The following is a 25114-nucleotide window of genomic DNA, read 5'->3' on the forward strand; positions in this document are numbered from 1 at the left end:
CTCTATGCGTCTTTGTGTATGGTTCTCGCCCCGACATGGAGGGCGCGCCCCGACAGCCAGCCATTGATGCTGGCCCCGATCCAAAGAATCACAAAGAACAGACCGCAGGCGGCGAAGCTCCCCGTGGCACTGTGAATCACGCCAACCAGCAGCGGGCCGATTGCCGCGAGAATATAGCCGACGCATTGCGCCATACCGGACAGATGCGCCGCCGTGTGCGAATCCGGCGACCGCAGCACGATCACCATCATAGCAGCAGCGATCAACCCACCCTGCCCGATCCCCTGAATGATGGCCAGAAGCCAGAAACTCCATTCCGGCAGATAGAGAAAGCCGATCAGCGCAAGCGATGCGCAGGCGCAGAGGAACACATTGATGAAGCTCTGGCTTTTCTGACGCACGGCAATCGACGGTATCAACAGGCATGTCACGACCTGCGCCATGATCGAAAACGACACCAGACCGCCCGCCGCAGCCGGGCTCATGCCCCGTTCACGCAGGATTGGCGCGAGCCAGCCGAATACGATATAGGCCGTCGACGATTGCAGCCCCATGAACAGCGTCACCTGCCAGGCAAGCGCGTCGTTCCACAGACCGACGACGCGGAAACCCGAATGCGCGACATTGTGCTTGCTGCGCAGCGCCTGCGGCAGCCATAGCACGAGCACCAGCACAGCCGGAACCGCCCAGAACGCCAGAGCAAGATTCCACGAACCGCCGAGCATGTTCTTGATGGGGATCGTGAAGCCAGCCGCGGAAGCCGCCCCGCCGCAAAGCGCCATAGTGTAAAGGCCGGTCATGATCGCGGCGGTTTTTGGAAAGTCCCGTTTCACCACACCCGGCAGCAGCACATTGCCCATGGCAATCGCCGCGCCGGCAAGTGTCGCGCCCATATAGAGCGACCAGAAAGATCCGACACCACGCAGCGCCGTACCGATGGTCAAGACCACGAGCACCGCCAGAAGTACGCGCTCAGCGCCGAAACGTTGTGCGAGACGCGGCGCGAAGGGAGCAAATGCGCCAAGGCAGACAACCGGCAATGTGGTCAGCACGCCTGCGGCGAGCGATGACATGCCGGTACCATCGATGATTTCCGGCAGAAGCACCGAAACGCTGGAAAAAACCGGACGCAAATTGGCGGCAATGAGCACAAGACTCAACCCCAGCAGGATGCGCGTGGCCTTGCTCGGCGTTTGCGGCACGGATGGCGGCGGCACACTATCCGCTTCAGCGTCGACAAGCGGTTCTGGCTGCTCTGCCTGAGATGTCATGGTGTGTTCCTCCCGTGCTGTGGGCGGCACGGCGTTTATGCGGCTCATGATGCGAGCAACCTTTCCAGTTCTTCAATCAGGGGCGCCAGAAAACGACGAACCGTCGCGCTGGCCTTGTCCGGGTCGCCGGTGGCAATGGCTTCGATGATCTGCCGATGCGCCTCAAAGTCCGGCTCCGGCAACTCGCCATCAAGCGTGGCTTCAATGGATTCGCGGATCGACGCAGAAAAGAAGCCATAGACCTCAATCAGCGCATGATTGCCGGAAGCGGCAGCGATGGCTTCATGAAATGCAAAATCGCGCTCAACGAATGTCGTCCGGTCGGTATCTTCGCGCAATCCCCGTGTGGTCAGCACGGCTTCGAGATGAGCAATCGTCTGCGGCGTGACGCGCTGCGCGGCAAGGCGTGCGGCCTCCACTTCCAGCGCAGCGCGCATTTCAAGCCTGTCGCGCAGGCTCGTATGGCGTATGCGATTGAGGCTGCGCGCCGTGTCCGTCTTCGAGCGGACATAGGTGCCCGAGCCTTGGCGCGTCTCCAGCATGCCTTGCGCCACCAGCGCCCTGACGGCCTCGCGCACCGTGCCGCGACTGACGCCAAGCCGCGCCGAAAGCTGGGCTTCATTCGGCAATTGCTCGCCCACAGCCCAGCGCCCCGAGGTGATTTCGGAACGAATGGATTGCGTCGCCGCTTCCGTCAGGCTTTTGCGGGAAACCGTCTTCATAGGCGCTCCAAATTCATCGGATGACTTGATGAATTAGAGGAGGCGGATGGAACTGTCAACAGACGGGGATATCCTGCTGCTGTGAAAGCCACAGTCCGGCGCCAATCCCACATTTGTGTGCAGGCAAATGTTTTCAATTGGCTTCAAAATGCTCTAAGAATTCTCGCGCAGATTGGATTTTCATACGCAGCCAGCAGGTGCCAGCATGATCACGCTCTATAGCCTTTCCGGTGACCATCTCGAAAAAACGGAAGTCGAACCGGGCACGCCATTGCCGGACAACGTGATCTGGATCGACCTCTCAACACCCGGCGTCAATGAAGATCACATTGTCGAAGCGTGGACGGGTATCTCCATACCCACTCGTGAAGACATGACGGAAATCGAGGAATCCAGCCGCTTCTATATGGAGAATGGCGCGCAGTATCTCACCGTGCCTATTCTGCATGCGGTCGATCTCGACCATCGCGAACTCGCGCCGGTGACGTTTATTCTGCACGGTTCGCGCCTGATCACTGTGCGCTATGCGGACCCCAAATCCTTCACGACCTATATTCTGCGTTCCACCAAGCCGGGCAACGGGCTGATTTCCGCCAAATGCACCGGGCTTTCGATCATGCTCGGCATCACCGAAGCCACCACCAACCGCCTGGCGGATATTCTGGAAGGCGTGGCAGGTAAAATCGACGCCGCATCGCATTCCATCTATCGCCGCCAGCCAAAGGCACGGCCGATGACGACGCAGGATTTCCGGCACATCCTGACCCAGATCGGTGGTCAGGGAACGTTTCTGTCGCGCATGCGTGAAAGTCTTGCAGGCATCAGCCGCATGCTGGTCTATCTATCAGCGACCAGCAATCCCGCCACCGGCAAGAAGGAAACGCGCTCCTGGATCAAGTCGCTTGAGCGCGACATGCAATCGCTGACCGCCTATGTGGATTTTCTATCCAACAAAGTCACCTTCCTGCTCGACACCATCGTCGGACTGATTTCCGTGGAGCAGAACGCCATCATCAAGATCTTCTCGGTGGCCGCCGTGGGCTTCATGCCGCCAACGCTGGTGGCTTCCATCTACGGCATGAACTTTTCCTTCATGCCGGAACTGACGTCGCCCTGGGGCTATCCGATGGCGCTCGGACTGATGATCGCCTCGGCCCTGTTGCCGCTCTATTATTTCCGCCGCAAGGGGTGGCTGTAAGCGGCCAGCTCGACAAGGGCGCAACCATGTTATATCATTGGTTATAACATAGGAGAAAAGCCATGAACGTCACTTTGCGCAAGATCGGCAATTCCGAAGGCGTGATCCTGCCCAAGGAAGTACTCGACCGGCTTAATTTGAGAGCGGGAGATACGCTCGTTCTGATCGAAGACGAGAACGGTCTGAAACTGACGCGCAGCGCAGATGATCCGGATGTCTTTGAGAAAAAGATGCAGGTCGCACGCGAGCGGATGAAGAAGTACGAAACGGCCTATCGCGTCCTCGCGAAATGATTGATTTTCATTCGCGGTCTTTTATCGAGGCGCTGCATCAGGAGCAGCTGCGCTTGCATGGCGGTGCGGCGGGCATACGGGATTCTGGCTTGCTGGATTCTGCACTCGCCCGTCCACTTCAAAAAGAAGCCTATGGCACGCCCGATCTCTTCGATCTGGCAGCGGCATATCTGTTTGGCTTACTGAAAAATCATCCGTTTATAGACGGCAACAAACGAACAGGCCTCGCCGCAGCGGACTTGTTTCTCTATTTCAACGGCTACAGCCTTGAGGCCGAGCAAGAAGATGTGATTCAACTGGTTCTAATGGTGTCAACCAGTGAAATCGACGAAAGCGGTGCTGCTGCATTCTTCCGCGATCATAGCGTGGCGCTGGAAGGCTAAGCCTGGGCTTTCAGCGACACGATTTCCCAATCCTTGCCGTTAATCTTCAACACATCACCAGCCGGTTTGCCGAACAGCATGATGGCGACCGGCGCGACATGCGAAATCTTTCCGTTCGATGGGTCGGCTTCGTCTTCGCCGACAATCGTCCAGATGCGGGTTTGGCCGTCGTCCAGATTTTCCAGCTCTACCGTCATACCAAACCGCACCACGTCGCTATCGGCATCCGGCACGGACAGCTCCGCCGTTTCGCGGCGCACCGTCCAGTAGCGCAGGTCACGCGAGATACGCGCGATAGCCGAGCGCTCAGCGGCGACGTTCGCTTCCGCCAGCTCGCGCTGAAGACGCGCAATCTCATCATCCATCATCTTCAGGCCGGTCGGCGTAACGAGATTGCGGTGCGGACTGACCGGACGTTCACCGAGATCGGTCGGCGCATCATCCTGTTCTTTTGTAAAAGCTCTGCTCATTTGATGAATGTAAGCGGCACATAGCGCCCCCGCAAGCCTTCTCCCCGCTCAAGCTTAAGCATTCAAACCCCATTTCCCACAGGCCGGAGTTTTTATTGATTGATGAGTCAATCAAAGATAAAATGGCAGCAACAGACCTGAAAACCGGACAGGGATTGAGACAATGCCGAAGATCGGGATGGAACCTTTGCGGCGGCGCGAACTGATTGACGCTGCGATACGCACCATCGGACAGCGCGGTTCGCTGGACGTGACCGTTGCGCAGATCGCCCATGAAGCGGGTGTCTCGCCTGCGCTGGCGCATCATTATTTCGGCGGCAAGGACAAGCTCATTCTTGCCACGATGCGCCATTTGCTGCGTGAACTGGGTCATGATCTCAATGAGGCGGTGAAGCAGACCGAGACGCCGCGCGAGCGGATCGCGGCCATCATCGCCGTCAATTTTTCGGCCTCGCAGTTCACGCAGGAAACCATCGCCGCCTGGCTGACTTTCTATGTCCACGCCCAGCAGTCGGAGGACACGCGGCGGCTTTTGCGCATTTATGCGCGCCGCCTGCATTCCAATCTGGTCTTTGCGCTGGAGCAGCTCACGGGGCGGGATCGGGCACACCGCATCGCCGAAGGTGCGGGCGCGATGATCGACGGGCTTTACATTCGCCATGCGCTCGGCGCTGACGCGCCCGATGCCCAATCCGCCGTCACATTGGTGGAAGATTATATTTCTATTCAGCTTTCGGTGGAGACATGAGTATGGAAGCGGATTTCGTCATCATCGGCTCAGGCTCCGCCGGTTCGGCCATGGCCTATCGCCTGTCGGAAGACGGGCGTTATTCGGTGATCGTCATTGAATATGGCGTGCCGGATGTCGGACCTTTGATCCAGATGCCCGCCGCCCTCTCCTTTCCGATGAATATGGAAACCTACGACTGGGGTTTTTCCACCGAGCCTGAACCGCATATTGGCGGGCGCAGCCTTGTCACGCCACGTGGCAAGGTGCTTGGCGGCTCGTCCTCGATCAACGGCATGGTCTATGTGCGCGGCCATGCGCGCGATTACGACTTCTGGTCGGAAAGCGGCGCGCAAGGCTGGGCCTATGCCGATGTGCTCCCCTATTTCAAGCGCATGGAAAACGCGCAAGGTGGGCAGGAAGGCTGGCGCGGAACCAACGGGCCGTTGCATGTCCAGCGGGGCAAGCGCGACAATCCGCTGTTTCACGCCTTCGTCGAAGCAGGCCATGAAGCCGGGTTCGAAGTGACCCAAGATTATAACGGCGAGAAGCAGGAAGGCTTCGGCCCCATGGAGCAGACGATCTATAATGGTCGTCGTTGGTCCGCCGCCAATGCCTATCTGAAACCGGCCCTGAAACGCCCGAATGTGCAGCTCGTCAAAGGGCTGGCGCGCAAGATCGTCCTTGAAGGCAAACGTGCTGTCGGTGTGGAGATCGAATCGGGGCGCAGCTTCTCGACCATTCGCGCGCGTCGCGAGGTCATTATTGCTGCTTCCTCGATCAACTCGCCGAAGCTGTTGATGTTGTCCGGCATTGGCCCGGCGGCGCATCTCAAGGAGCACGGGATTGAAGTGGTGGCTGATCGTCCCGGCGTGGGCCAGAACCTTCAGGACCATCTGGAAGTCTATATCCAGCAGGAATGCACCCAACCCATCACGCTTTATTCCAAGCTGAACCTGTTTTCGAAAGCAAAGATCGGGGCCGAATGGCTGTTCTTCAAAACCGGTGACGGCGCGACCAACCATTTCGAATCCGCAGCCTTCGTGCGCTCGAAAGCGGGCGTAGAATATCCTGATATTCAGTACCACTTCCTGCCGGTGGCGATCCGCTATGACGGCAAGGCGGCAGCACAATCCCACGGGTTTCAAGCCCATGTCGGCCCGATGCGTTCCAAGTCGCGTGGCAGCGTGACATTGCGCACGGCCAATCCTCGTGAAAAGCCTGTCATCAAATTCAACTATATGTCTCATGAAGACGACTGGGCGGATTTCCGCCACTGCGTGCGGCTGACCCGCGAGATCTTCGGGCAAGCGGCCTTCGACCCCTACCGCGGCGCGGAAATCCAGCCCGGTGCGAAAGTGCAGACCGATGATGAAATCGACAATTTCATCCGCGAGCATGTCGAAAGCGCGTTCCATCCGTGCGGAACAGTCAAGATGGGCGCGGTTGACGATCCGTTTGCGGTGGTTGATCCTGAATGCCGGGTGATCGGCGTCGATGGCTTGCGCGTGGCGGATTCATCCATCTTCCCGCGTATCCCAAATGGCAATCTCAACGGGCCATCGATCATGGTCGGCGAAAAGGCGTCCGATCATATCCTTGGCCGCACACCGCTTGCACGCTCCAATCAGGAGCCGTGGATCAATCCGCGCTGGCAGGTTTCGGACCGCTGAGGCGGTCCAGGGCAATAAGGCAGTAAGGCAATAGGGCAATATGTTAGGTCGTGTTCCCTGCTCTTAAAACATACTGCCTTACTGCCCTAGTTTCGAAGGAATACACCATGAAAGCACAACCCAAAGCCTCGCACTTCATTGGCGGCTCGTTTGTGGAAGACAAGGCTGGCAAGCCGCTTCCCGTCATTTATCCGGCGACCGGCGAAGAAATTGCCAAGCTTTATTCCGCCACGCCAAGCGTGATCGAAGCTGCCTATGCGGCGGCGATGAAGGCGCAGGAAGCATGGGCGGCGCTGAAGCCTGTCGAACGGGGCCGCATTCTGCGCCGCACCGCCGAAATCCTGCGCGAGAAGAACAAGAAGCTCTCCAAGCTCGAAACGCTCGATACCGGCAAGGCGCTTCAGGAAACGCTGGTTGCGGATGCAGCCTCTGCTGCCGATGCCCTGGAGTTCTTCGGCGGCATCATTTCCGGCTTCAACGGTGAATTCGTGGAACTGGGCGGTTCCTTCGCCTATACCCGCCGCGAAGCGCTGGGCATCTGCGTTGGCATCGGCGCTTGGAACTACCCGATCCAGATCGCCGCATGGAAATCCGCTCCGGCGCTCGCCATGGGCAACGCCTTCATCTTCAAGCCTTCAGAGAATACGCCGCTCTCGGCCCTTGCTCTGGCGGAAGCCTATCAGGAAGCTGGGCTGCCCGACGGCCTCTTCAATGTCGTTCAGGGTTTCGGTGATGTGGGTGCGGCCCTCGTCAACCATCGCCAGACAGCCAAGGTTTCGCTCACGGGCTCGGTTCCGACCGGCAAGCGCATTATGGCGCAGGCAGGCGAACATCTGAAGCATGTGACGATGGAGCTGGGCGGCAAGTCGCCCATAATCGTGTTCGACGATGCCGATCTCGAAAGCGCCATCGGCGGTGCGATGCTCGGCAATTTCTATTCGACCGGTCAGGTCTGCTCCAACGGTACCCGCGTCTTCGTGCATAAGAAGGTCCGCGAGCGTTTTGTCGAACGATTGGTCGAACGCACCCGCAAGATTCGTATCGGTGACCCGCTGGATGAGGCCACCCAGATGGGGCCACTCGTCAACAGCGCCCAACGCGACAAGGTTCTTTCCTATATCGAAAAGGGCAAGGCCGAAGGTGCAACGCTTGCCTGCGGCGGTGGCATTCCCAAGCTACAGGGCTTCGACAAGGGTTACTTCATCGAACCGACCGTCTTTACTGACGTGACCGACGCCATGACCATCGCTCGCGAAGAGATCTTCGGACCCGTGATGAGCGTTCTGGAATTTTCGGATGAGGATGAAGTCATCGCACGGGCCAATGATACCGAATTCGGTCTGGCGGCAGGCGTATTCACCGCCGACATCGCGCGCGGTCACCGCGTTATCGGCCAGATCAAGGCAGGCACCTGCTGGATCAATGCCTATAATCTGACGCCGGTGGAAGTGCCGTTCGGCGGTTACAAGCAATCCGGAATCGGGCGCGAAAACGGCGTTGCAGCCCTTGCGCATTACAGCCAGATCAAGACCGTCTATGTTGAGATGGGCAAGGTCGACAGCCCTTACTAAGGGCTATATGCGCGGCGTCTTACCCGCCGCGCATATCGATAAAATCAAATCAGGCCGCGCGATGCGAGATTGCGCATCAGATGCGACGAGCCGAACCGCCACGGGCTGCATTCAGTCGACAAGCGCACAGTGTTGGTCAGCGCTCCAAGCTGCGGGTTGGAGATGGTGACCACATCGCCGATCTTGTGCGTAAAGCCCTGCCCCGGCGTGTCACGGTCTTCGACCGGCGCAAACAAAGTTCCCATGAACAGCACGAAACCATCTGGATACTGATGGTGCTTGCCGATGGTCTGCGCAACCAGATCCAGCGGATCACGGCTGATTTCCTTCATGGTGCTGCGGCCGTTGAGAACATAGCCATCCGGTCCTTCGACCTTCAGCGCCAGTTCCGCCGAGCGCACATCTTCCATCGAATAGGTTTCGTCGAACAGGCGGATGAACGGGCCAACCGAACAGGACGCATTGTTGTCCTTGGCCTTGCCGAGCAGCAGGGCTGAACGGCCTTCAACGTCACGCAGGTTCACGTCATTGCCAAGCGTCGCGCCCTTGACCTGGCCCTGGCTGTTGACCGCCAGCACCACTTCCGGCTCGGGATTGTTCCAGGTGGAAATCGGATGCAGGCCAACCTCGGCGCCATGGCCGACCGCCGACATGGGCTGGCTCTTGGTGAAGACTTCCGCATCGGGGCCGATACCGACTTCGAGATACTGCGACCAGACGCCTTCTTCGATCAGTGCCGCCTTGACCCGGGCCGCCTCTTCCGAGCCTGCCTTGAGGTTGCGCAGGCTGTCGCCAATGATTGCACCCACGCGTTCGCGGATTTTCAAAGCAAGATCGGGATTGCCGGCAGCGCGTTCCTCGATCACGCGTTCGATCATGGAGCGGGCGAAGGTCACGCCGCAAGCCTTGATCGACTGCAGATCGTTCGGCGCCAGAAGGTGCAGGGTGCTGTCATTGCCGGGTTTGCCTGCAAAAAGCGTTTCGAGCGAACCGATATCCTGTCCGGCGGTTGCGCGTACATGAGCCAGCGCATCGTCAAGTTCAAGCAGGTCGCGCATTGTCGGTGCAGCTTTGGTGGTAATGTCGATGACGCGCCCTTCGCGCAAAGTCACCAGAACCGGCCCCTTGGCCGTCGGGCTCCATGCTCGCCCGACAAATGTTCCCGAGGCAAAAGTTTCATTGCTGCTCACGTTTAATGCTCCTCACCGGTGTTGTACGCGGCACTCCAGACCGCATGCCTATCACTGAACTCAAACCACACTGTCGCGCCCGAAAAGCTTTCACCTTTCGGGTGATTGTGCACTAACAGTTCAGTCAGTGTTTAAGGCATAAGGCAGGGAACATATTTGCGCAAAGCAAAAAACGCGGTGACGGACATCAACCGCACCGCGTTTCTCAAATTCAGACTTAATTGATTACGACAGACGCGCCACGACATCCGCCAGCGAAGCCTGCCAATGCGGCATGGACCAGCCAAATGTTGTGCTGAACTTCTCCGTGGAAAGGCGCGAATTGGCAGGGCGCGCCGCCTTTGTGGGATAGTCTGCGGTGGCAATATCCGTCACTTCTGCGGTCGGGCCGTCATGTTTCGCGCTTTCAGCGAAAATCCCGCGCGCAAAACCGCTCCAGTTGATGTCGCCCGTACCAACAAGATGATAGACGCCATAGCCAGCAAAATCCGGCTTTGCCGCCAGATGATCCGCCACGCGGATGACCGCTTCAGCAATATCGAGCGCGGAAGTCGGATTGCCCCACTGGTCGGACACAACCGACAGGCCGTCGCGGGTTTCAGCAAGGCGCAGCATCGTCTTGACGAAATTCTTGCCAAACGGGCTGTAAACCCAGGCCGTGCGCAGGATGATATGCTGCGGATTAGCCCCGGCAACCAGCCTTTCGCCTTCAAGCTTGGAACTGCCATAGACACTGCGAGGGCCAGTTGGATCAGTCTCCACATAGGGCCTATCGCTATCGCCGGCGAAAACATAATCCGTCGACAGATGAATGACGGGCGCACCGCATGCCTTCGCAGCTTCGGCGACGGCAGCAGCACCAGCCGCATTCACCGCCAAGGCGATTTCCGGCTCATCCTCAGCCTGATCCACAGCCGTATAGGCAGCAGCCGAAACGACGGCATCCGGCTTGGCATCGACAATCGCCTTGCGGATCGTTTCGGGGTTGGTCAGATCAAGTTCCGGCCGTCCCAACGCAATCACTTCAAGATCCGGGCGCTCTGCGGCCTTTTCCAGAAGGCTCTGAACGACCTGCCCTTCCCGCCCGGTGACGACGATCTTCATACTGCACCTGCTTTGGTCGCACCTGCTTTGGTCGCACCTGCTTTGGCTTGACCGCCGCCCAGACGCTCACCGGCATAAGTGCCGCTGCGGATCGGCTCCCACCACCAGCCATTGTCGAGATACCATTGAATGGTCTTCTCAAGGCCGGTTTCGAAGGTTTCTTGCGGGGTCCATCCAAGGTCACGCTCGATCTTCGAGGCATCAATGGCGTAACGGCGATCATGACCCGGGCGATCCGTTACAAATGTAATCAGGTTACCGTATTTCTTGCCATTGGCGCGCGGACGCTTCTTGTCGAGAATGGCGCAGATCGTTTCCACGACATTGAGATTGGTGCGTTCCGAGCGTCCGCCAATATTGTAGCTTTCGCCGATTTTACCGGTCGTCGCCACCAAAGCCAGCGCGCGGGCGTGATCTTCGACATAGAGCCAGTCGCGCACATTCGCCCCTGCCCCGTAAACCGGCAGCGGCTTTTCATCGAGCGCGTTCAAAATGACAAGCGGAATGAGCTTTTCCGGGAAATGGAATGGCCCGTAATTGTTCGAGCAATTCGAGAGAACCACCGGCAAACCATAGGTTTCGTGCCATGCGCGGACCAGATGATCGGAGGAAGCCTTCGATGCCGAATAGGGCGACGACGGCTTATAGGGCGTTTCTTCCGTGAAAATGCCGCTGTCGAACGGCAAGTCGCCGAACACTTCATCGGTCGAGATGTGGTGGAAGCGGAAGTTCGACTTGCGCGGTTCCGGCAGTTCGCGCCAATAGGCGAGAGCCGCATTGAGCAGGCGGAACGTACCGATGATATTGGTTTCGATGAACGCCGCCGGGCCATCAATGGAACGGTCGACATGGCTTTCAGCGGCCAGATGCATGACGATATCGACATCATTCGAACGCAGCGTATCGAGAATGAGATTGTCGTCGCAGATATCGGCCTGCAGGAAACTATAGTTCGGATGGTTTTCGATCTGACGCAGCGATGCGAGATTGCCCGCATAGGTCAGCTTGTCGAGATTGAGAACATTGACCTTCGGATCGGCAGCCAGATGACGGCATACAGCCGAACCGATGAAGCCTGCACCGCCAGTGACGAGAATATTCATATCATTCCTCAAGCAAAAACTTCTGCATCGGCGAAAAGCGGCGCTTTCTGATCCTTGTCGGAAAGCTGGACGCCCGAAGAAGGAAGCGGCCATTCAATACCGATAGCCGGGTCGTCGAAGCGGATCGAGCGATCATGCTCCGGCGAATAGTAATCCGTAACCTTGTAGATGACCTCGGTGTTCTCAACGAGCGTCATGAAACCATGCGCGAAGCCCTTGGGCACCAGAATCTGGTTCCACTTTTCGGCGGAAACTTCCAGCGCGACCCACTTACCGAATGTCGGCGAGCTTTTGCGGATATCGACAGCGACGTCCAGGATCGCCCCGCGAATCACACGGACAAGCTTGTCCTGCGCACGCGTCGGCAACTGGTAGTGAAGACCACGAACCACGCCCTTCGCTGCCGAAAAAGAGTGGTTGTCCTGCACAAATTGCAGATCAATCCCGGCCTCGGCAAATGACTTGGCATTGTAGGTTTCCGAGAAGAAGCCGCGATCATCACCGAATTTACGCGGGATGATTTCGAACACTCCATCAAGACCAAGCGAGCGGACTTCCATTATTGATTTCCCAGTTCGTTTACACGGCGGCGCAAATAGGCCGCATATTCGGTTTTACCCAGTTTGCCAGCGCGTTCCAACACGGCGTCGCCCGAAATCCAGCCCTTTTCCAGGCCGATTTCCTCGGGGCAGGCAATCTTGATTCCCTGGCGCTTCTCGATGGTGCGCACGAACGACGATGCTTCGTGCAGACTGTCATGCGTGCCGGTGTCAAGCCAGGCATATCCGCGTCCGAGCTGCTGCACATTCAGTTCACCGCGCTCGAGATAGATATTATTGACCGTCGTGATCTCCAGCTCACCGCGTTCTGACGGCTTGATCGAACGGGCGATATCGACAACCTGATTGTCGTAGAAATAAAGCCCGGTAACCGCCCAGTGCGACTTCGGCTTTGCAGGCTTTTCTTCAATCGAAAGGGCCTTGCCCGTCGCCTTATCGAAATCCACGACGCCATAGCGCTCAGGGTCATCGACGTGATAGGCGAAGACGGTGCCGCCCTTGGTCGCGGTTGCCGAAATCTCGCAGAGCTTGGACAGGCCATCACCGAAATAGATATTATCGCCGAGAATCATCGCGACACTGTCATTGCCGATGAACTCGCGTCCGATGATGAAGGCTTCGGCCAGACCGTTAGGATGCGGCTGTTCGGCATAGGAGAAGTTCACGCCGAACTCGCTGCCATCGCCCAAGAGCTTCTGGAAAAGCGGCAGATCCTGCGGTGTTGAGATGATCAGAATATCCTGAATCCCCGCGAGCATGAGAACGCTCAGCGGATAATAGATCATTGGCTTGTCGTAGATCGGAAGGATTTGTTTAGAAACGGCTATTGTGAGAGGATATAGCCGTGTGCCGCTTCCTCCGGCCAGAATAATGCCCTTCATGTAACTTCCCTTAACAACATTGGAATGCTGGCTATTGCCCTAGCACTTTGACCATGATTTGGCGACGGAATACGCAAAGAAGCTTGTAGGCAAGTTTTTTTTGGAATACCGAACCATTATGCTGCCTTGAATAGCGAGCGACGAACGAACAACATTCATGATTATTGATTGTCAAAAATGCGATAATACTACAACTCGAGTGACCGGGATTATTGTCACATTCAATCCCGATATCGAAGCGTTAAAGAAGTTAATCGGCGCTGTCACTCCTCAATTAGGCCACCTCATTGTCGTAGACAACGGATCCGACGACAATCTCGCGCTCATTTTGAAAGATCAGCCCGACATTGAACTGGTTTCACTCGGTGAGAATTTCGGCATCGCAAAGGCGCAAAATGTCGGCATCGAACGCGCCAAAGCAATTGGCTCTGACTACGTACTTCTTCTTGATCAAGACAGCATTCCTGCCCAGAACATGGTGGCCGAGCTTGTGAACGTGGCGAAAACACTGGCTGCAAAAGGCATTCGCGTAGCGGGTGTCGGACCGTCTTACATCGATGTCCGGCAAGGAGAGGCCGCAGCCTTCGTATATCTGGATGGGCTGAAGCTGAAGCGTCGCGAACGGCAGCCCCTTGATGCGTTTGTGGAAACCGACTTCCTCATCGCCTCCGGCTGCCTAACGCCGATAGAAAGCTTCGACGCCGTCGGCCTCATGGACGAAGGCATGTTCATCGATTACGTCGATATCGAATGGGGTTTGCGCGCACGCGAAAAAGGCTACTACTGTTTCGGCGTTTTCGATGCCAAAATGGAACACACGCTTGGAGACCAGTGGATAAAGTTCCGTGGTCGACGTATCCCCGTTCATAGCCCTCTCAGACATTACTATCATTTCCGCAATGCCGTCTGGCTTTGCCGCCGGCCATGGCTGTCTTTTTCGTGGAAAATTGTGCTTCTCTGGCGCCTAATTCGCCAGTATCTCTTTTTCACCTTTTTTGTCCCGCATGGAATGCGCCACGCGAAAATGATGACGCTGGGTCTGTGGCACGGCGTCATCAACCGAATGGGTCGAAAGTAACGCCTTGATAGAAACCGCTGCCCGGCAAGACTTGAATAAAACCCAGATGCTCACGATTTCAATCGTGACATTCAACCCGGATTTAAACGAGTTTCGCGCCACGCTTGCAGCGCTTGCAGATGCTTTAGCCCCCTTCGATCCAACATCCGTTGTTATCACTATCATCGACAATTCGAGCCAAGATAGCGTCTCTGCAATTGTTGAAGAGCAGCTCCCAGGCTGGCCGACGCGTGTTTTTCATGGGCAAGGTAATGTCGGCTTCGGTCGCGCGCACAATCTGGCTCTATCGGATATGGGCGAGTTTCATCTCATCCTTAATCCCGACATTCAGATGGACCATCTAGCCCTACGCAATGCCATCGACTTCATGCAGACACACCCCGATTGTGGACTGCTTTCACCGCGCGCCTTCTGGCCAGACGGCAAACGTCAGTATCTGTGCAAACGTTACCCTGCGGTTTTTGATCTCCTGCTCCGTGGTTTTGCGCCGAAAAGCATTCAGAGTTTTTTCGATAACAGATTGCAGCGCTACGAGATGCGCATGGAAACCCAGAACGATTTATTTTGGAATCCACCGATCGTGAGCGGGTGCTTTATGCTGTTTCGTCGTGATGTACTCGTGAAGACGGGTGGTTTTGATCCCGGGTATTTCCTCTATTTCGAGGATTTCGATTTGTCCGTGAGAACAAGCCGCATCACAAAGATAGCGTACGTTCCCAGCGTCGAAATCGTCCATATGGGCGGCCACGCGGCAAAAAAAGGCCATTGGCATATATGGCAATTTTTGCGATCTGGTTTAAAATTTTATAAAGATCACGGCATTCACTTGGTCTAAAAATAGACACTTACTTTTTTCAACATTGTAGCGATACTTTTCAACGTGACTTCACCACTCGCACATAGGGGCGTTATGTACTTAAACTCTAAATCGCTCATGCCGTCTGAGCATATTCGCCTTTCTGCATGGTTAGAACACGCTCCTTTTGTATTTTGGCTAATAGATATTTTGAAGCCACGAAGCGCCGTCGAACTCGGCACCCACAACGGATTTTCGTTTCTTTCTATGTGTCAAGCCGCCAAGGCTACTGGATTGAAAACACAAATCTACGCGATTGACACCTGGGAAGGGGACGAGCACGCTGGATTTTACTCATCTCAAATCCATGATTCACTGAAGAGTGAACTCCAAGCCCAATATCCTGACATTGGAGTCATGATACGGTCCAGATTTGATGATGCCAGGCCACAATTTAAAGACGGATCAGTAGATTTACTACATATTGATGGTCGGCATAGATATGAGGACGTAGCAGAAGATTTTGAGACTTGGAAAAGCTCATTGTCTGATCGCGGAGTCGTGCTTTTTCACGACACACGCGTTCAGCGTTCTGATTTTGGCGTCTGGAAATTTTGGAAAGAGTTAGAAGCGCAGTACCCAGCGTTTGAATTCTCTCACGGCAACGGGCTTGGTGTTCTGATGGTAGGAGCGAAGGCTCCTGAACTTCTGTCTGATATCAACAATGCCAATCCAAAAGACAAGCTTTTGATCCAAGAGCTTTACGCACGTCTTGGTAAATTAAATTCTGTCTTTTTCAATGCTGATACAACAGCAAAGGATTTTAATAGTGCGACCGAACAAGCCGGCCTCACTGCTGACGAAACGAAAAAACTCCGCAGCAGTGCACTGGAGCTCGTTAAGTCAATCCAGCGCAAGAATTCCGATGAAGTGAAAAGCATTTCTGCGATGCGCGACAGACAATATGACGATTTAAACCGAGAGCATCAAAAACAAAAAGCCATCTCTGATGAAGCTAAAGCTGGTCTAATGAGATCTGAGAGTGAAAGGAACGCACTTCAGGAACAAATCGAACAGGAGCGCCAAAAATATGAAGATTTGCTCTCATCGAGAAGTTGGCAGCTAACTGCGCCCTACCGATACGTTGGCCACCAAAGCCGACGGACGGCACATGTAATGCGAACTCTGCCCAGTATCATTAGCCGTGCTGGAGGCTTCAAAGCCATTACTTCCAAGGCGCTGGATACGTACAAAACCGAGGGGCTTTCCGGTCTCAAGCGACGTTGGCGCCGCGCCAATGTCCCTGGAAACCAGGTGCAGGTTTCCTTGGACGGAAAAATCGTCGATAGAAATGATTATTTCGAATGGATACGCTTATACGGTTCGCTGGATCAATCTGATCGAGACAGGATTGGTAAAAGCATCGACAGCATGCTGGTGAAACCCACAATTTCCATCATTATGCCGGTGTATAATGCCAATTTGGATTGGCTGCGAGAAGCAGTCGATTCCATACGGAAACAGCTTTATCCCAATTGGGAGCTATGCATCGCAGATGACTGCTCACCCAATCCCGACGTCAGACGAGAATTGGAAGCTCTTCAGAAAAGTGACCAACGTATCCACGTCATCTTTCGGGAAAAAAACGGACATATTTCAGCAGCTTCAAACAGTGCCATGGAAAGCGCCACAGGCGATTGGTTGGCACTGATGGATCAAGACGATCTTCTTCCAGAAGACGCTCTGTATCATATTGCCTATACGATCAATTCCAACCCCAAAGCTCGGATTATTTATTCCGATGAAGACAAGATTGATGAAACTGGCAGGCGTTTTGATCCCTATTTCAAATCCGACTGGAATCCGGACCTTTTCCTATCGCATAATATGGTCAGTCATTTAGGCGCCTATCAGAGAGACCTAGTACAGCGGATAGGCGGCTTTCGTGAAGGTTTTGAAGGGTCGCAAGACTATGATCTAGCCATGCGAGTGATTGAGACGCTTAGCCCTGAACAGATCGTCCACGTCCCGAGAATCCTTTACCATTGGAGAAGCCACTCGGACAGCACTGCGCAGGCGGGCAGCAACAAGAATTATGCTCTGCTTGCGGGGCAAAAGACACTCGATGACCATTTCGAGCGAACTGGTGTTGCCGCCAGAGCTGAATTGCTGGATTTTGGCATGTATCGAACCCACTATGCACTACCAAATGATATGCCGCTGGTCAGTTTGATCATACCAACCCGCAACGGACTTTCTCTCATCAAGCAGTGCATTAATAGCATTGTCGAGAAAACCACCTACACCAACTATGAAATTATCATCGTCGACAATAACTCCGACGATCCCGATACACTTGCTTATTTCGCAGCGATCAAAGATGACAAGCGGATTAGAGTTCTGCGTGACGAGCGCCCGTTCAACTATTCCGCACTAAATAATGCTGCGGTGGAACAAGCCAAAGGTCAGTATGTCGGCCTCCTTAACAATGACATAGAGGTCATTTCGCCAAATTGGCTATCCGAGATGTTAAGCATCGCATCTCAACCGGGCGTTGGTGCTGTTGGAGCGAAACTCTGGTATCCAGATGACACCCTTCAGCATGGAGGCGTCATTGTTGGCTTAGGAGGAGTCGCTGGGCATGCACACTCCCGAATTAAGCGGACCGAGCTTGGTTACTTTGGACGCGCAAGCTTGATCCAAACCCTGAGCGCAGTGACTGCAGCCTGTCTCGTCATTCGCAAGGACATTTACAATGAGGTTGGCGGCCTTGATGAAGTGAATTTGGCCGTTGCATTCAACGACGTCGACTTCTGCCTTAAAGTTCAATCTGCGGGATATCGAAATATTTGGACGCCTTTTGCAGAGCTATACCATCATGAATCAGCAACCCGCGGATTAGATGACGCGCCCGAGAAAAAAAGACGATTTATGTCAGAAGTCCAATATATGAAAGAAATCTGGAATACCGATACCTGGAAAGATCCGTCCTACAATCCCAATCTAGCGCTGGATCAGTCTGACTTTTCGTTGGCTTGGCCACCGCGATTTTAAATCGCCAAGGATTATATTATAACGCCACTTGCGGATTCAATTGTAAGCCTTATGGCTTACCTATTTAGCCGATTTGCCACTTCGAGAAGCCGGTTAAGGCTTCTCGACGCTCCGAGTGAACCGTTGTAGTGGTACCAATACTACGTCATTTTGTGGGACGTGTGGTTGAGAGAGCCCCTCTTTGGGAACCACATGTTCATATCTATTGAAAGCGTGATTGAACGCAGTATCGTCTAAGTCACTGAAAAAGCGTTTAAAAAACTTTTGTTGTGGCGACAGTAGAACGTGATTTATGGCTGGAATGCCTGCACCATTGATCGTCGCTCCATACACACCTGGCACAACTGCCCAGCCATTTGGATTAGTCTTCGCATCTGCACGCAGTTTTGCCAGAAAGTCTGAGTTAGGTAGATTAAAGATCGGATAAGCCTGCTGTAACGGGTTGAACGTACCGAACGTTACTAATCCAGATAGTGTCGCTCCTACAAACAGAGCAACCTCCGGCTTTTTTGCCAGCCTCATTTTGCTCATTATTAAAACGCCGATAATGCCAAACGGAACAATTGCTATCCAATCGAACCAGCTGCGTTTGAGTGCGCGAAGCGGCGTGACCTCGTAAACAGAACTCGTCATTGCAAAGCCAATCTTTGACGCCAACCACGCCCCTATCAAAATGGCGCAGAAAGCCGAAAACCGCAGCCAAGAGAACGAAAAACCAATAGTGGACGATAAAACGACCAAATAAATGGTCAGGAAAAGTCCAAAACCCCAAACCATTCTGGTCCCAGGCACATTCGTCCACATTAGAAGACGCCCGTACTCCGCAGGTATAGGAAAGACCATCCATGAAAACATCATCGATAGTCCAATGATGGCTATAATTACGTTTTTTACATTCCCCCTTACGTAATCAATAGCTTTAGCAAGGTTAACAAAACAGAGGAAAATCAAAGGTATGAGAGTGGACACAACCGCGACTTCGCATTCATTCGAGTTAGGCAGAAACGTCGCGAATTGCGTTGTTGTAAAAAATGGTAATATATGAGCGATAATGCGAGAACCCGATACTCCACCTCCGCTCGCCAATCGTTGGCCTGGATATTCTGTGGCTTTCATAATATTAATTATCTCACCAAAATATAGATAAACTGTAGCGGCAGCCGAGAGCATTGCGACTATCGCAATGAACGCTCCCTTTAAGCAGACCAAATCACGGCGGAATACGAGCAAAAGAATAAGGAGCGCAAATCCGCCTGGAATAATGAACGCCGGATAAAAATCTGAGAATATCCAAGCGGCTATCGCCCAATAGAGAAGAAGAAGCTTTTTAACGGGATTGATATTCCACAAATAAATTACCAAAGGCCACGGCGCGAACGCAAACGTTGCCGCATGGCTTGTCCACCACACCTGCGTAAAATGTGATGAATACAAAGCCACAGCACCTAAAAAGGAAATTAACGCACTGGCTCCGAGCATGCGTGCCAATATCGTATAGCCGAGTACGCAACTCACCCATAGACATGCGAAATACAGCGAAAATGCTGTTGCAGGCGGGAAAACCCAAAACCCCCACAACTGCGGCTTAAATATCAACGACCAGTCCAAAATTGGAAGCGGCCAAACCGCCTTAAGTGACTCTTGATATGGTGAAATAACGTCCGTTACGCCACCTTGCCCCAAAACTGCTATTTGAAAATACGGGGTCAACACTGCCCATTCGTCGGATCGGATTGCCCGAGCCTTTCCAAACAATGGTTTCGAATCAATTCCGAAATTTTGAAGCGCTATTGAATAATGAGAAGGCGTGAGACCCAACAATACATAAATTGTCGCCACCAGCACGACGCAAACCGTCAAAACCTTCAATGCCGTTTCGTCATTGTCCAAAGCTTGCATTCTTTTCAAACTCATCAAGCTGCCTCGTGGGTATACACTTGTATCTCGGCGAACAAAACACGTTCACATCGCGAGCACTTTCCACTAAATCGACAAGATATCAATGGGCACCCACGCCCGGCCAAATTCCCCCGTCGCACAGCGAGCTCCTTCTTGCGCTTTCTTATTAGCTCACGTATCACTTGAGCAAAAAGCGAGGCTAATGTGCACATTGCCGTGGTAATCCCAGCGTTTAAAGCGCAAAATACAATTGCGGACGTGATTGGTAAGATCCCGGATGCTGTAAAAAAAATATACGTTGTTGATGACGCAAGCCCTGACGATACTTATCATTCGGTTGAAGCATTAAATAATAGTAGAGTAACACTTCTTCGGCACGCAGATAACAAGGGCGTCGGCGGAGCAATGATAACCGGCTATAAACAGGCATTCCAAGATGGCGCTGATATAGTTGTAAAAATTGATAGTGACGGACAAATGGACCCGTCTTTATTAAATAAATTTACAAATCCGATACAGAGCGGATTGGCAGATTACACAAAGGGAAATCGCTTTTATTATCCAGATGATATCCAGGAAATGCCGTTTATTAGACGGGCAGGAAATTTGGGCCTATCATTTATTACTAAATTATCGAGCGGATATTGGGACCTCTTCGATCCAACGAATGGCTATACAGCATTACATAAAGACGCATATGAATTGCTACAAATCGATAAAATAAGCCAGCGATACTTTTTCGAAACGGACATGTTGTTTCGGTTGAACATAATTGGCGCCGTGGCGGTGGATATTCCCATGAAAGCCGTCTATGGCAACGAAACGAGTCACTTATCTTCTGCCAAATCGTTGGTTGAATTCAGCATAAAACATTTACTCCTTTTGACCAAGAGAGTTGCTTATAAGTATTATTTACGAGACTTCAATGTCGGATCCATAGAGCTTTTATTCGGAACCGTTTTGTTTTCTTTTGGTCTTATATTTGGATTGATAAAGTGGCTTGATACATGGCAGAGTGGAATACCAGCAACTGCGGGCACCGTAATGGCGGCAGCACTGCCGATCATTTTAGGGTTTCAGTTACTTCTCAACTTCGTCGTAGTTGACAGTACTTCAAGACCGAATATTCCGCTTCAAAAGAGAAAGTAATGGATTATATTTTCGTTCTGATTTGCGTTGTTTTTTTGGCAGCTGGGCAACTTCTATTCAAGAAAGTCGGCAGTCAGCTGTCGGACATCACTTCGTTGATACTCGATCCAAATGTTCGTATCTTTTTTTTCTCCGCTTTAGCCCTTTACGGCATTTCCACCTTGCTGTGGATCTGGGCGCTTAAGACGCTTCCTCTTTCTAAAGCCTATCCATTTATGGCCTTGGGATTTCTTATCGTACCCGTTGCCGCCTACTACGCTTTTGGTGAACCTCTTACATATAAGAATCTTGTTGGATCATGCGTAATCGTGGCAGGCATCCTTATAATTTCCGCCGCCTAATTGCTCAATCGTATTGTCAGATTGGTCTACCTCCAAGGGGTGATCCGTTTGTGATGTTAGTGCATACTCGGCCTTCTGGCCACCGCTGGTATTGAAGCCAGTCCGTTCTGGCGAAGCCTAATGTCGCTTCGGGTGCCGGTGGCTTGTAGCCTAGCGATGAGTGACGCCGCACTGTGTTATAAATGCTGCCTCCAGTTCTCGATGACGACCTTGTTCGACGGGCAATCCCTTCACTGGATCGATTACGTATCCGGCTCCCATCGCTGCCATTTGAATATCCTTCCGAGGCTCATGAGCTATACTTCATGAAGGATCCTTTTCAGGAAGCAGACCAGAAGCTTGTTATGTTGACGACACTGATTCCATTTACGCGATGAAAATGTTTGACAATCACATCCATTTTATTTAGTGCGTCGGCGTTGACTACGGCCTCGAATGCCTTGCTAAGTTGTGCTGAGCCTTTATAATCCACGTTTGTTATCGCGTTTATGGATTAAACAAGATTGATTGATTTTTTTCTGCAAAATACCATTCCCGTTTTGCTCTTGGGCTTCTACACATCTGCTTTGATCACTTTAAGCAGAGGCGATCGGCTGGCTGCAGATTACTCGGTTCCGATGAGCACAAGAGCGTATCGCTGGCTCCTGAAATGCTCTCCACTCGCGCTGTTTTTGGCCGTTTGTTTTCTGTTGATTGTCTTCGCGGTGCGATATTTTCATAACAACCTCTAAAAGACATCAAAGGCACGGCAAACTGCGTCATCAAACGACTGGGCTCACTTCTTTTTGTTTTCGTACTCGAGCGAGCAAGTCTCATTTCGGCCTACCATTCATGTAAATAGCGTGAGACACCAATCTACTATGACATATTTCAGATTCTACAGGGGTGGGCGATGACAAGCCAAGCTCTCCACAAGAGCAAGCGTACTCGCGATACGGCGTTGATGGCCAGACCGGCAAGCGGTGCGGTCGTTGCGCTTCGTGACATCATGGACGCACTAACTGCATACCGAATAGCCCTGATATTTGGCTGGCAGGATATTGCCCAACGTTATCGCCGCTCTCGGGTCGGCGCATTCTGGCTAACCCTGAATATGGCCGTTTACATCGGTGCTCTCGGCCTAATTTTCGGAACACTGTTTCGATCAAACATGGCTGATTATCTTCCGCATATGTGCGCCGGTGTTATTATTTGGGGACTGATATCTTCAGCATTGTCTGAGGGGTGTACGACATTCAGCGGAGCTTCTGGCACAATCCTTCAAGTAAGATTACCTCTTTTTACGCACATCATGCGAACCCTATGGAAGAATATTATTATATTTTTTCATAATATTGTTATCTTCCCAATTCTTTGCCTCATTTTGGGGCGGCAATTAAATTTTTATGTCCTTTTAGCTCTTCCTGGCTTTTTGTTGGTAGTTCTAAATTTAACGTGGATGATGCTCATTCTAGCAACATTATGCTGTCGTTTTCGCGATATGACTCAGATTGTGACAAACCTCCTGCAAATATGTTTTTACCTTACACCCATCATTTGGACAGTAAAAACACTCCCAGAAAATGCATCAAAACTCATTTTCGAATTAAATCCATTCTACCACTTCATGCAGTTAATTCGCGCACCTCTGTTTGGGGATGCTCCCGAACTCTCCAGCTGGCTGGTAGCACTAGGTTTAGCCATCGTGGGATGGAGTTTCGCAATCGTTTTCTTCGGCAAATATCGCTGGCGCGTACCGTACTGGTTATAAGATGAGCTCAATCACACTTGAAAATGTAAGCGTTGAATTTCCTATCTACAACGCTTCAAATCGTTCACTGAAGAACCGTGTACTCAACATTGCGACGGGAGGAAAAGTTGAGCAACGAAGTGACGGGCTCGTTATTATTCGTGGCTTAGATAATGTATCTTTTACGCTAGGGAATGGCGATAGGATCGGCCTCATAGGACATAACGGCTCGGGCAAAACGACCTTGCTGCGGGTGCTTTCTGGCATTTTTTCTCCAACCCAGGGGCGCGCTACCATCGACGGCAAGTGTGTCTCGTTGATCAATATCAACCTGGGAATTGACCCCGAAGCGACTGGACGGGAGAATATCCGGCTCCGGTCAGCCATGATGGGAATCCATCCGAAAGAACTTGCTCAGAATATAGAGCAAATTGAATCATTCTCCGGCTTGGGCGACTTCCTTGACGTTCCATTCAGAACTTATTCTTCAGGGATGCAAATGCGACTGGCTTTTGCAACGTCTACTGCTATACGACCTGAAATCCTGATTATGGATGAATGGCTGTCGACAGGCGATGAAGATTTCAAGGAACGTGCGAATCAACGCATGAGAGAACTCGTTGAAACCACACATATTCTCGTCCTCGCAAGTCACTCAAAAGCTCTGCTCGAAAAAAATTGCAGTAGGATTATCTGGTTGGAGCACGGGCGCGTAAAAATGGACGGGAACCCCGACGAAGTTCTTAAGGCTTATTTCGGATAAGTAAGAACCATAGATAACTAGGCAGCGTGAGCGTATTGATCAACGCTTGATTCGAGACTTCTTTTTGGAGGCAATTATAAGCTAGTGTCCTGTCCCGCAAATAGCTTTACATAAGCGTTCGACCTTTGCGAGGATGGACTGGCTTGTGGCGGTCCAGACAAAGGGTTTTGCCTTCGCATTATAGGCTTCAACGAAGGCGTTTATTTTCTCAATCAGATCCCTGGCGCTGACGAACGAGGCACGGCGTATCTGTCGTTGCGTGATAAGGGCAAACCACCGCTCGACCTGGTTGAGCCATGACGCATAGGTTGGTGTGTAGTGGACATGGAAGCGTGGATGAGCTGCAAGCCATGCACGGACTTTCGGATGTTTGTGAGCTGCATAATTATCGACCACCAGATGGGTGTCGAGGTCAGGTGGAACATTCGCCTCAATATGTTTAAGAAAGCCAAGGAATTCCTGGTGGCGGTGGCGGGCACGGCATTGGGTCAGAACCTGACCGTTCGCAATGTCGAGAGCGGCGAATAAGGTGGTCGTTCCATGCCGAACATAATCGTGTGTGACGCCTTCGACATACCCAAGGCCGAGAGGCAGTACGGGCTGCGTGCGTTCCAGCGCCTGGATTTGCGTCTTCTCGTCGACGCACAGCACAACCGCATGATCCGGCGGATTGAGGTAGAGCCCAACGATATCCTTGACCTTGTCAACAAATAGTGGATCGGTCGAGATCTTGAAATTTTTCGAGCGATGCGGCTGAACACCAAACAATGTCAACATGCGTCCCACAGTGGTTTTGGACAGACCTGTCGCTGCCGCTGCGGAGCGTACCGTCCAGTGGGTGCCGTCGGCGGGCTTGCTGTCGAGAACAGTGCGCAGCAGTTGCGCTACTTTCTCTTCGTCATGAGTTCTCGGTCGCCCCGGTCGAGCTTCGCCATAAAGCCCAATGAGCCCCTGTTCGAACCACCGCTTTCGCCAATGGCAGATCGTCGGGTTCGTCGTCCCGAGCCGGTGGGCGATAACGGTGTTAGCTTCGCCATCGGCTGAGGCCAGCACTGTTGATTTGCACTGAGAAGTGACCCGGCATTTGCGCCGAGAATTGACCCGCCTGTTAGTTATGTTTCGGGTCGATAGTAGTGGTCAAGTTCCTACTTTTCTCCTT

At 52.9% G+C, this 25114-nt stretch carries 23 protein-coding genes and 1 pseudogene; 13 read left to right on the forward strand and 11 right to left on the reverse strand.

What is annotated here, in order from left to right; translation table 11 throughout:
* Positions 1 to 2: 2 nt before the first annotated feature.
* Complete coding sequence (locus FHW00_RS17535; RefSeq protein ID WP_440630486.1) at positions 3 to 1271, reverse strand: CynX/NimT family MFS transporter; 1269 nt, start codon at positions 1269 to 1271, stop codon at positions 3 to 5.
* Between the two features lie 44 nt (positions 1272 to 1315).
* On the reverse strand, positions 1316 to 1993 hold the full coding sequence (locus FHW00_RS17540; RefSeq protein WP_078340197.1) for a FadR/GntR family transcriptional regulator: 678 nt from the start codon (positions 1991 to 1993) through the stop codon (positions 1316 to 1318).
* Positions 1994 to 2198: 205 nt separating this feature from the next.
* Between FHW00_RS17540 and FHW00_RS17545 the strand changes: the two genes are divergently transcribed.
* From FHW00_RS17545 to FHW00_RS17555, 3 genes are all read left to right on the forward strand, one after another.
* Positions 2199 to 3191, forward strand: coding sequence for a magnesium transporter CorA family protein (locus FHW00_RS17545; protein WP_078340219.1), 993 nt, complete (start codon positions 2199 to 2201; stop codon positions 3189 to 3191).
* A gap of 62 nt (positions 3192 to 3253) precedes the next feature.
* Complete coding sequence (locus tag FHW00_RS17550; protein ID WP_078340198.1) at positions 3254 to 3484, forward strand: AbrB/MazE/SpoVT family DNA-binding domain-containing protein; 231 nt, start codon at positions 3254 to 3256, stop codon at positions 3482 to 3484.
* Positions 3481 to 3867, forward strand: coding sequence for a type II toxin-antitoxin system death-on-curing family toxin (locus tag FHW00_RS17555; RefSeq protein WP_078340199.1), 387 nt, complete (start codon positions 3481 to 3483; stop codon positions 3865 to 3867). The genes FHW00_RS17550 and FHW00_RS17555 overlap by 4 nt, the downstream gene beginning before the upstream one ends.
* Here the strand turns inward: FHW00_RS17555 and FHW00_RS17560 are convergent.
* Entirely contained in the window at positions 3864 to 4337 is a 474-nt protein-coding gene (locus FHW00_RS17560; RefSeq protein ID WP_078340200.1) for a GreA/GreB family elongation factor, read from the reverse strand. The genes FHW00_RS17555 and FHW00_RS17560 overlap by 4 nt on opposite strands.
* Before the next feature lie 163 nt (positions 4338 to 4500).
* Between FHW00_RS17560 and betI the strand changes: the two genes are divergently transcribed.
* The 3 genes from betI (at position 4501) to betB (ending at position 8308) form a co-directional block, all read left to right on the forward strand.
* On the forward strand, positions 4501 to 5085 hold the full coding sequence (gene betI, locus FHW00_RS17565) for a transcriptional regulator BetI (protein WP_078340201.1): 585 nt from the start codon (positions 4501 to 4503) through the stop codon (positions 5083 to 5085).
* Positions 5086 to 5087: 2 nt separating this feature from the next.
* The gene (gene betA / locus FHW00_RS17570; protein ID WP_078340202.1) at positions 5088 to 6737 is read left to right on the forward strand and encodes a choline dehydrogenase; all 1650 of its coding nucleotides are present in this window, start codon (positions 5088 to 5090) and stop codon (positions 6735 to 6737) included.
* 107 nt (positions 6738 to 6844) lie between these two features.
* Entirely contained in the window at positions 6845 to 8308 is a 1464-nt protein-coding gene (gene betB, locus FHW00_RS17575; protein ID WP_078340203.1) for a betaine-aldehyde dehydrogenase, read from the forward strand.
* 44 nt (positions 8309 to 8352) lie between these two features.
* Here betB and FHW00_RS17580 read toward each other — a convergent pair whose 3' ends face one another.
* From FHW00_RS17580 to rfbA, 5 genes are all read right to left on the reverse strand, one after another.
* Entirely contained in the window at positions 8353 to 9498 is a 1146-nt protein-coding gene (locus FHW00_RS17580) for a fumarylacetoacetate hydrolase family protein (protein ID WP_078340204.1), read from the reverse strand.
* A 225-nt stretch (positions 9499 to 9723) separates the two neighbouring features.
* Positions 9724 to 10602 (reverse strand): dTDP-4-dehydrorhamnose reductase, encoded by an 879-nt coding sequence (gene rfbD, locus FHW00_RS17585; RefSeq protein ID WP_078340205.1) that lies wholly within the window; start codon positions 10600 to 10602, stop codon positions 9724 to 9726.
* Positions 10599 to 11705 (reverse strand): dTDP-glucose 4,6-dehydratase, encoded by a 1107-nt coding sequence (gene rfbB, locus FHW00_RS17590; RefSeq protein WP_078340206.1) that lies wholly within the window; start codon positions 11703 to 11705, stop codon positions 10599 to 10601. Before rfbB ends, rfbD begins: the two co-directional genes overlap by 4 nt.
* Before the next feature lie 8 nt (positions 11706 to 11713).
* Complete coding sequence (rfbC, locus tag FHW00_RS17595) at positions 11714 to 12265, reverse strand: dTDP-4-dehydrorhamnose 3,5-epimerase (RefSeq protein ID WP_171058808.1); 552 nt, start codon at positions 12263 to 12265, stop codon at positions 11714 to 11716.
* Positions 12265 to 13146 (reverse strand): glucose-1-phosphate thymidylyltransferase RfbA, encoded by an 882-nt coding sequence (gene rfbA, locus FHW00_RS17600; RefSeq protein WP_078340208.1) that lies wholly within the window; start codon positions 13144 to 13146, stop codon positions 12265 to 12267. Before rfbA ends, rfbC begins: the two co-directional genes overlap by 1 nt.
* A 157-nt stretch (positions 13147 to 13303) precedes the next feature.
* Here rfbA and FHW00_RS17605 point away from each other — a divergent pair, with 157 nt between their 5' ends.
* From FHW00_RS17605 to FHW00_RS17615, 3 genes are all read left to right on the forward strand, one after another.
* Entirely contained in the window at positions 13304 to 14224 is a 921-nt protein-coding gene (locus tag FHW00_RS17605) for a glycosyltransferase family 2 protein (RefSeq protein ID WP_210276575.1), read from the forward strand.
* A 4-nt stretch (positions 14225 to 14228) separates the two neighbouring features.
* A complete protein-coding gene (locus FHW00_RS17610) occupies positions 14229 to 15059 on the forward strand; it encodes a glycosyltransferase (RefSeq protein ID WP_445557976.1) in 831 nt (276 codons plus the stop codon).
* Positions 15060 to 15158: 99 nt separating this feature from the next.
* On the forward strand, positions 15159 to 18074 hold the full coding sequence (locus tag FHW00_RS17615; protein ID WP_182514675.1) for a glycosyltransferase: 2916 nt from the start codon (positions 15159 to 15161) through the stop codon (positions 18072 to 18074).
* Between the two features lie 93 nt (positions 18075 to 18167).
* On the opposite strand, the gene FHW00_RS17620 is transcribed toward FHW00_RS17615, so the two are convergent.
* On the reverse strand, positions 18168 to 19988 hold the full coding sequence (locus FHW00_RS17620) for a DUF7657 domain-containing protein (protein WP_139364423.1): 1821 nt from the start codon (positions 19986 to 19988) through the stop codon (positions 18168 to 18170).
* Between the two features lie 189 nt (positions 19989 to 20177).
* Here FHW00_RS17620 and FHW00_RS17625 point away from each other — a divergent pair, with 189 nt between their 5' ends.
* Both FHW00_RS17625 and FHW00_RS17630 read left to right on the forward strand, forming a co-directional pair.
* Positions 20178 to 21122 carry a glycosyltransferase family 2 protein gene (locus tag FHW00_RS17625; RefSeq protein ID WP_078340211.1) on the forward strand — a complete coding sequence of 315 codons (945 nt, stop codon included), beginning with the start codon at positions 20178 to 20180 and terminating at the stop codon, positions 21120 to 21122.
* On the forward strand, positions 21122 to 21463 hold the full coding sequence (locus FHW00_RS17630) for an EamA family transporter (protein WP_078340212.1): 342 nt from the start codon (positions 21122 to 21124) through the stop codon (positions 21461 to 21463). The genes FHW00_RS17625 and FHW00_RS17630 overlap by 1 nt, the downstream gene beginning before the upstream one ends.
* Positions 21464 to 21519: 56 nt before the next feature.
* Here the strand turns inward: FHW00_RS17630 and FHW00_RS24585 are convergent.
* Positions 21520 to 21675 (reverse strand): annotated as a pseudogene (locus FHW00_RS24585) (integrase core domain-containing protein); the annotation flags it as partial.
* A 680-nt stretch (positions 21676 to 22355) separates the two neighbouring features.
* Here FHW00_RS24585 and FHW00_RS17635 point away from each other — a divergent pair.
* Both FHW00_RS17635 and FHW00_RS17640 read left to right on the forward strand, forming a co-directional pair.
* The gene (locus FHW00_RS17635; RefSeq protein WP_078340213.1) at positions 22356 to 23213 is read left to right on the forward strand and encodes an ABC transporter permease; all 858 of its coding nucleotides are present in this window, start codon (positions 22356 to 22358) and stop codon (positions 23211 to 23213) included.
* Between the two features lies 1 nt (position 23214).
* Positions 23215 to 23955: an ABC transporter ATP-binding protein gene (locus FHW00_RS17640; RefSeq protein ID WP_078340214.1), complete on the forward strand. Its 741-nt coding sequence runs from the start codon at positions 23215 to 23217 to the stop codon at positions 23953 to 23955.
* 81 nt (positions 23956 to 24036) lie between these two features.
* Here the strand turns inward: FHW00_RS17640 and FHW00_RS17645 are convergent, their stop codons facing one another.
* The gene (locus tag FHW00_RS17645; RefSeq protein ID WP_078340215.1) at positions 24037 to 25071 is read right to left on the reverse strand and encodes an IS630 family transposase; all 1035 of its coding nucleotides are present in this window, start codon (positions 25069 to 25071) and stop codon (positions 24037 to 24039) included.
* Positions 25072 to 25114 lie beyond the last annotated feature (43 nt).

The sequence above is a fragment of the Ochrobactrum sp. P6BSIII genome (assembly GCF_014138065.1).
Lineage (GTDB): Bacteria > Pseudomonadota > Alphaproteobacteria > Rhizobiales > Rhizobiaceae > Brucella.

Coding starts and splice junctions, on each gene's coding strand:
- FHW00_RS17535 (WP_440630486.1), bottom strand. CDS start 1,271: ATGACATCTCAGGCAGAGCAGCCAGAACCGCTTGTCGACGCTGAAGCG.
- FHW00_RS17540 (WP_078340197.1), bottom strand. CDS start 1,993: ATGAAGACGGTTTCCCGCAAAAGCCTGACGGAAGCGGCGACGCAATCC.
- FHW00_RS17545 (WP_078340219.1), top strand. CDS start 2,199: ATGATCACGCTCTATAGCCTTTCCGGTGACCATCTCGAAAAAACGGAA.
- FHW00_RS17550 (WP_078340198.1), top strand. CDS start 3,254: ATGAACGTCACTTTGCGCAAGATCGGCAATTCCGAAGGCGTGATCCTG.
- FHW00_RS17555 (WP_078340199.1), top strand. CDS start 3,481: ATGATTGATTTTCATTCGCGGTCTTTTATCGAGGCGCTGCATCAGGAG.
- FHW00_RS17560 (WP_078340200.1), bottom strand. CDS start 4,337: ATGAGCAGAGCTTTTACAAAAGAACAGGATGATGCGCCGACCGATCTC.
- betI (WP_078340201.1), top strand. CDS start 4,501: ATGCCGAAGATCGGGATGGAACCTTTGCGGCGGCGCGAACTGATTGAC.
- betA (WP_078340202.1), top strand. CDS start 5,088: ATGGAAGCGGATTTCGTCATCATCGGCTCAGGCTCCGCCGGTTCGGCC.
- betB (WP_078340203.1), top strand. CDS start 6,845: ATGAAAGCACAACCCAAAGCCTCGCACTTCATTGGCGGCTCGTTTGTG.
- rfbD (WP_078340205.1), bottom strand. CDS start 10,602: ATGAAGATCGTCGTCACCGGGCGGGAAGGGCAGGTCGTTCAGAGCCTT.
- rfbB (WP_078340206.1), bottom strand. CDS start 11,705: ATGAATATTCTCGTCACTGGCGGTGCAGGCTTCATCGGTTCGGCTGTA.
- rfbC (WP_171058808.1), bottom strand. CDS start 12,265: ATGGAAGTCCGCTCGCTTGGTCTTGATGGAGTGTTCGAAATCATCCCG.
- rfbA (WP_078340208.1), bottom strand. CDS start 13,146: ATGAAGGGCATTATTCTGGCCGGAGGAAGCGGCACACGGCTATATCCT.
- FHW00_RS17605 (WP_210276575.1), top strand. CDS start 13,304: ATGATTATTGATTGTCAAAAATGCGATAATACTACAACTCGAGTGACC.
- FHW00_RS17615 (WP_182514675.1), top strand. CDS start 15,159: ATGCCGTCTGAGCATATTCGCCTTTCTGCATGGTTAGAACACGCTCCT.
- FHW00_RS17620 (WP_139364423.1), bottom strand. CDS start 19,988: ATGAGTTTGAAAAGAATGCAAGCTTTGGACAATGACGAAACGGCATTG.
- FHW00_RS17630 (WP_078340212.1), top strand. CDS start 21,122: ATGGATTATATTTTCGTTCTGATTTGCGTTGTTTTTTTGGCAGCTGGG.
- FHW00_RS17635 (WP_078340213.1), top strand. CDS start 22,356: ATGACAAGCCAAGCTCTCCACAAGAGCAAGCGTACTCGCGATACGGCG.
- FHW00_RS17640 (WP_078340214.1), top strand. CDS start 23,215: ATGAGCTCAATCACACTTGAAAATGTAAGCGTTGAATTTCCTATCTAC.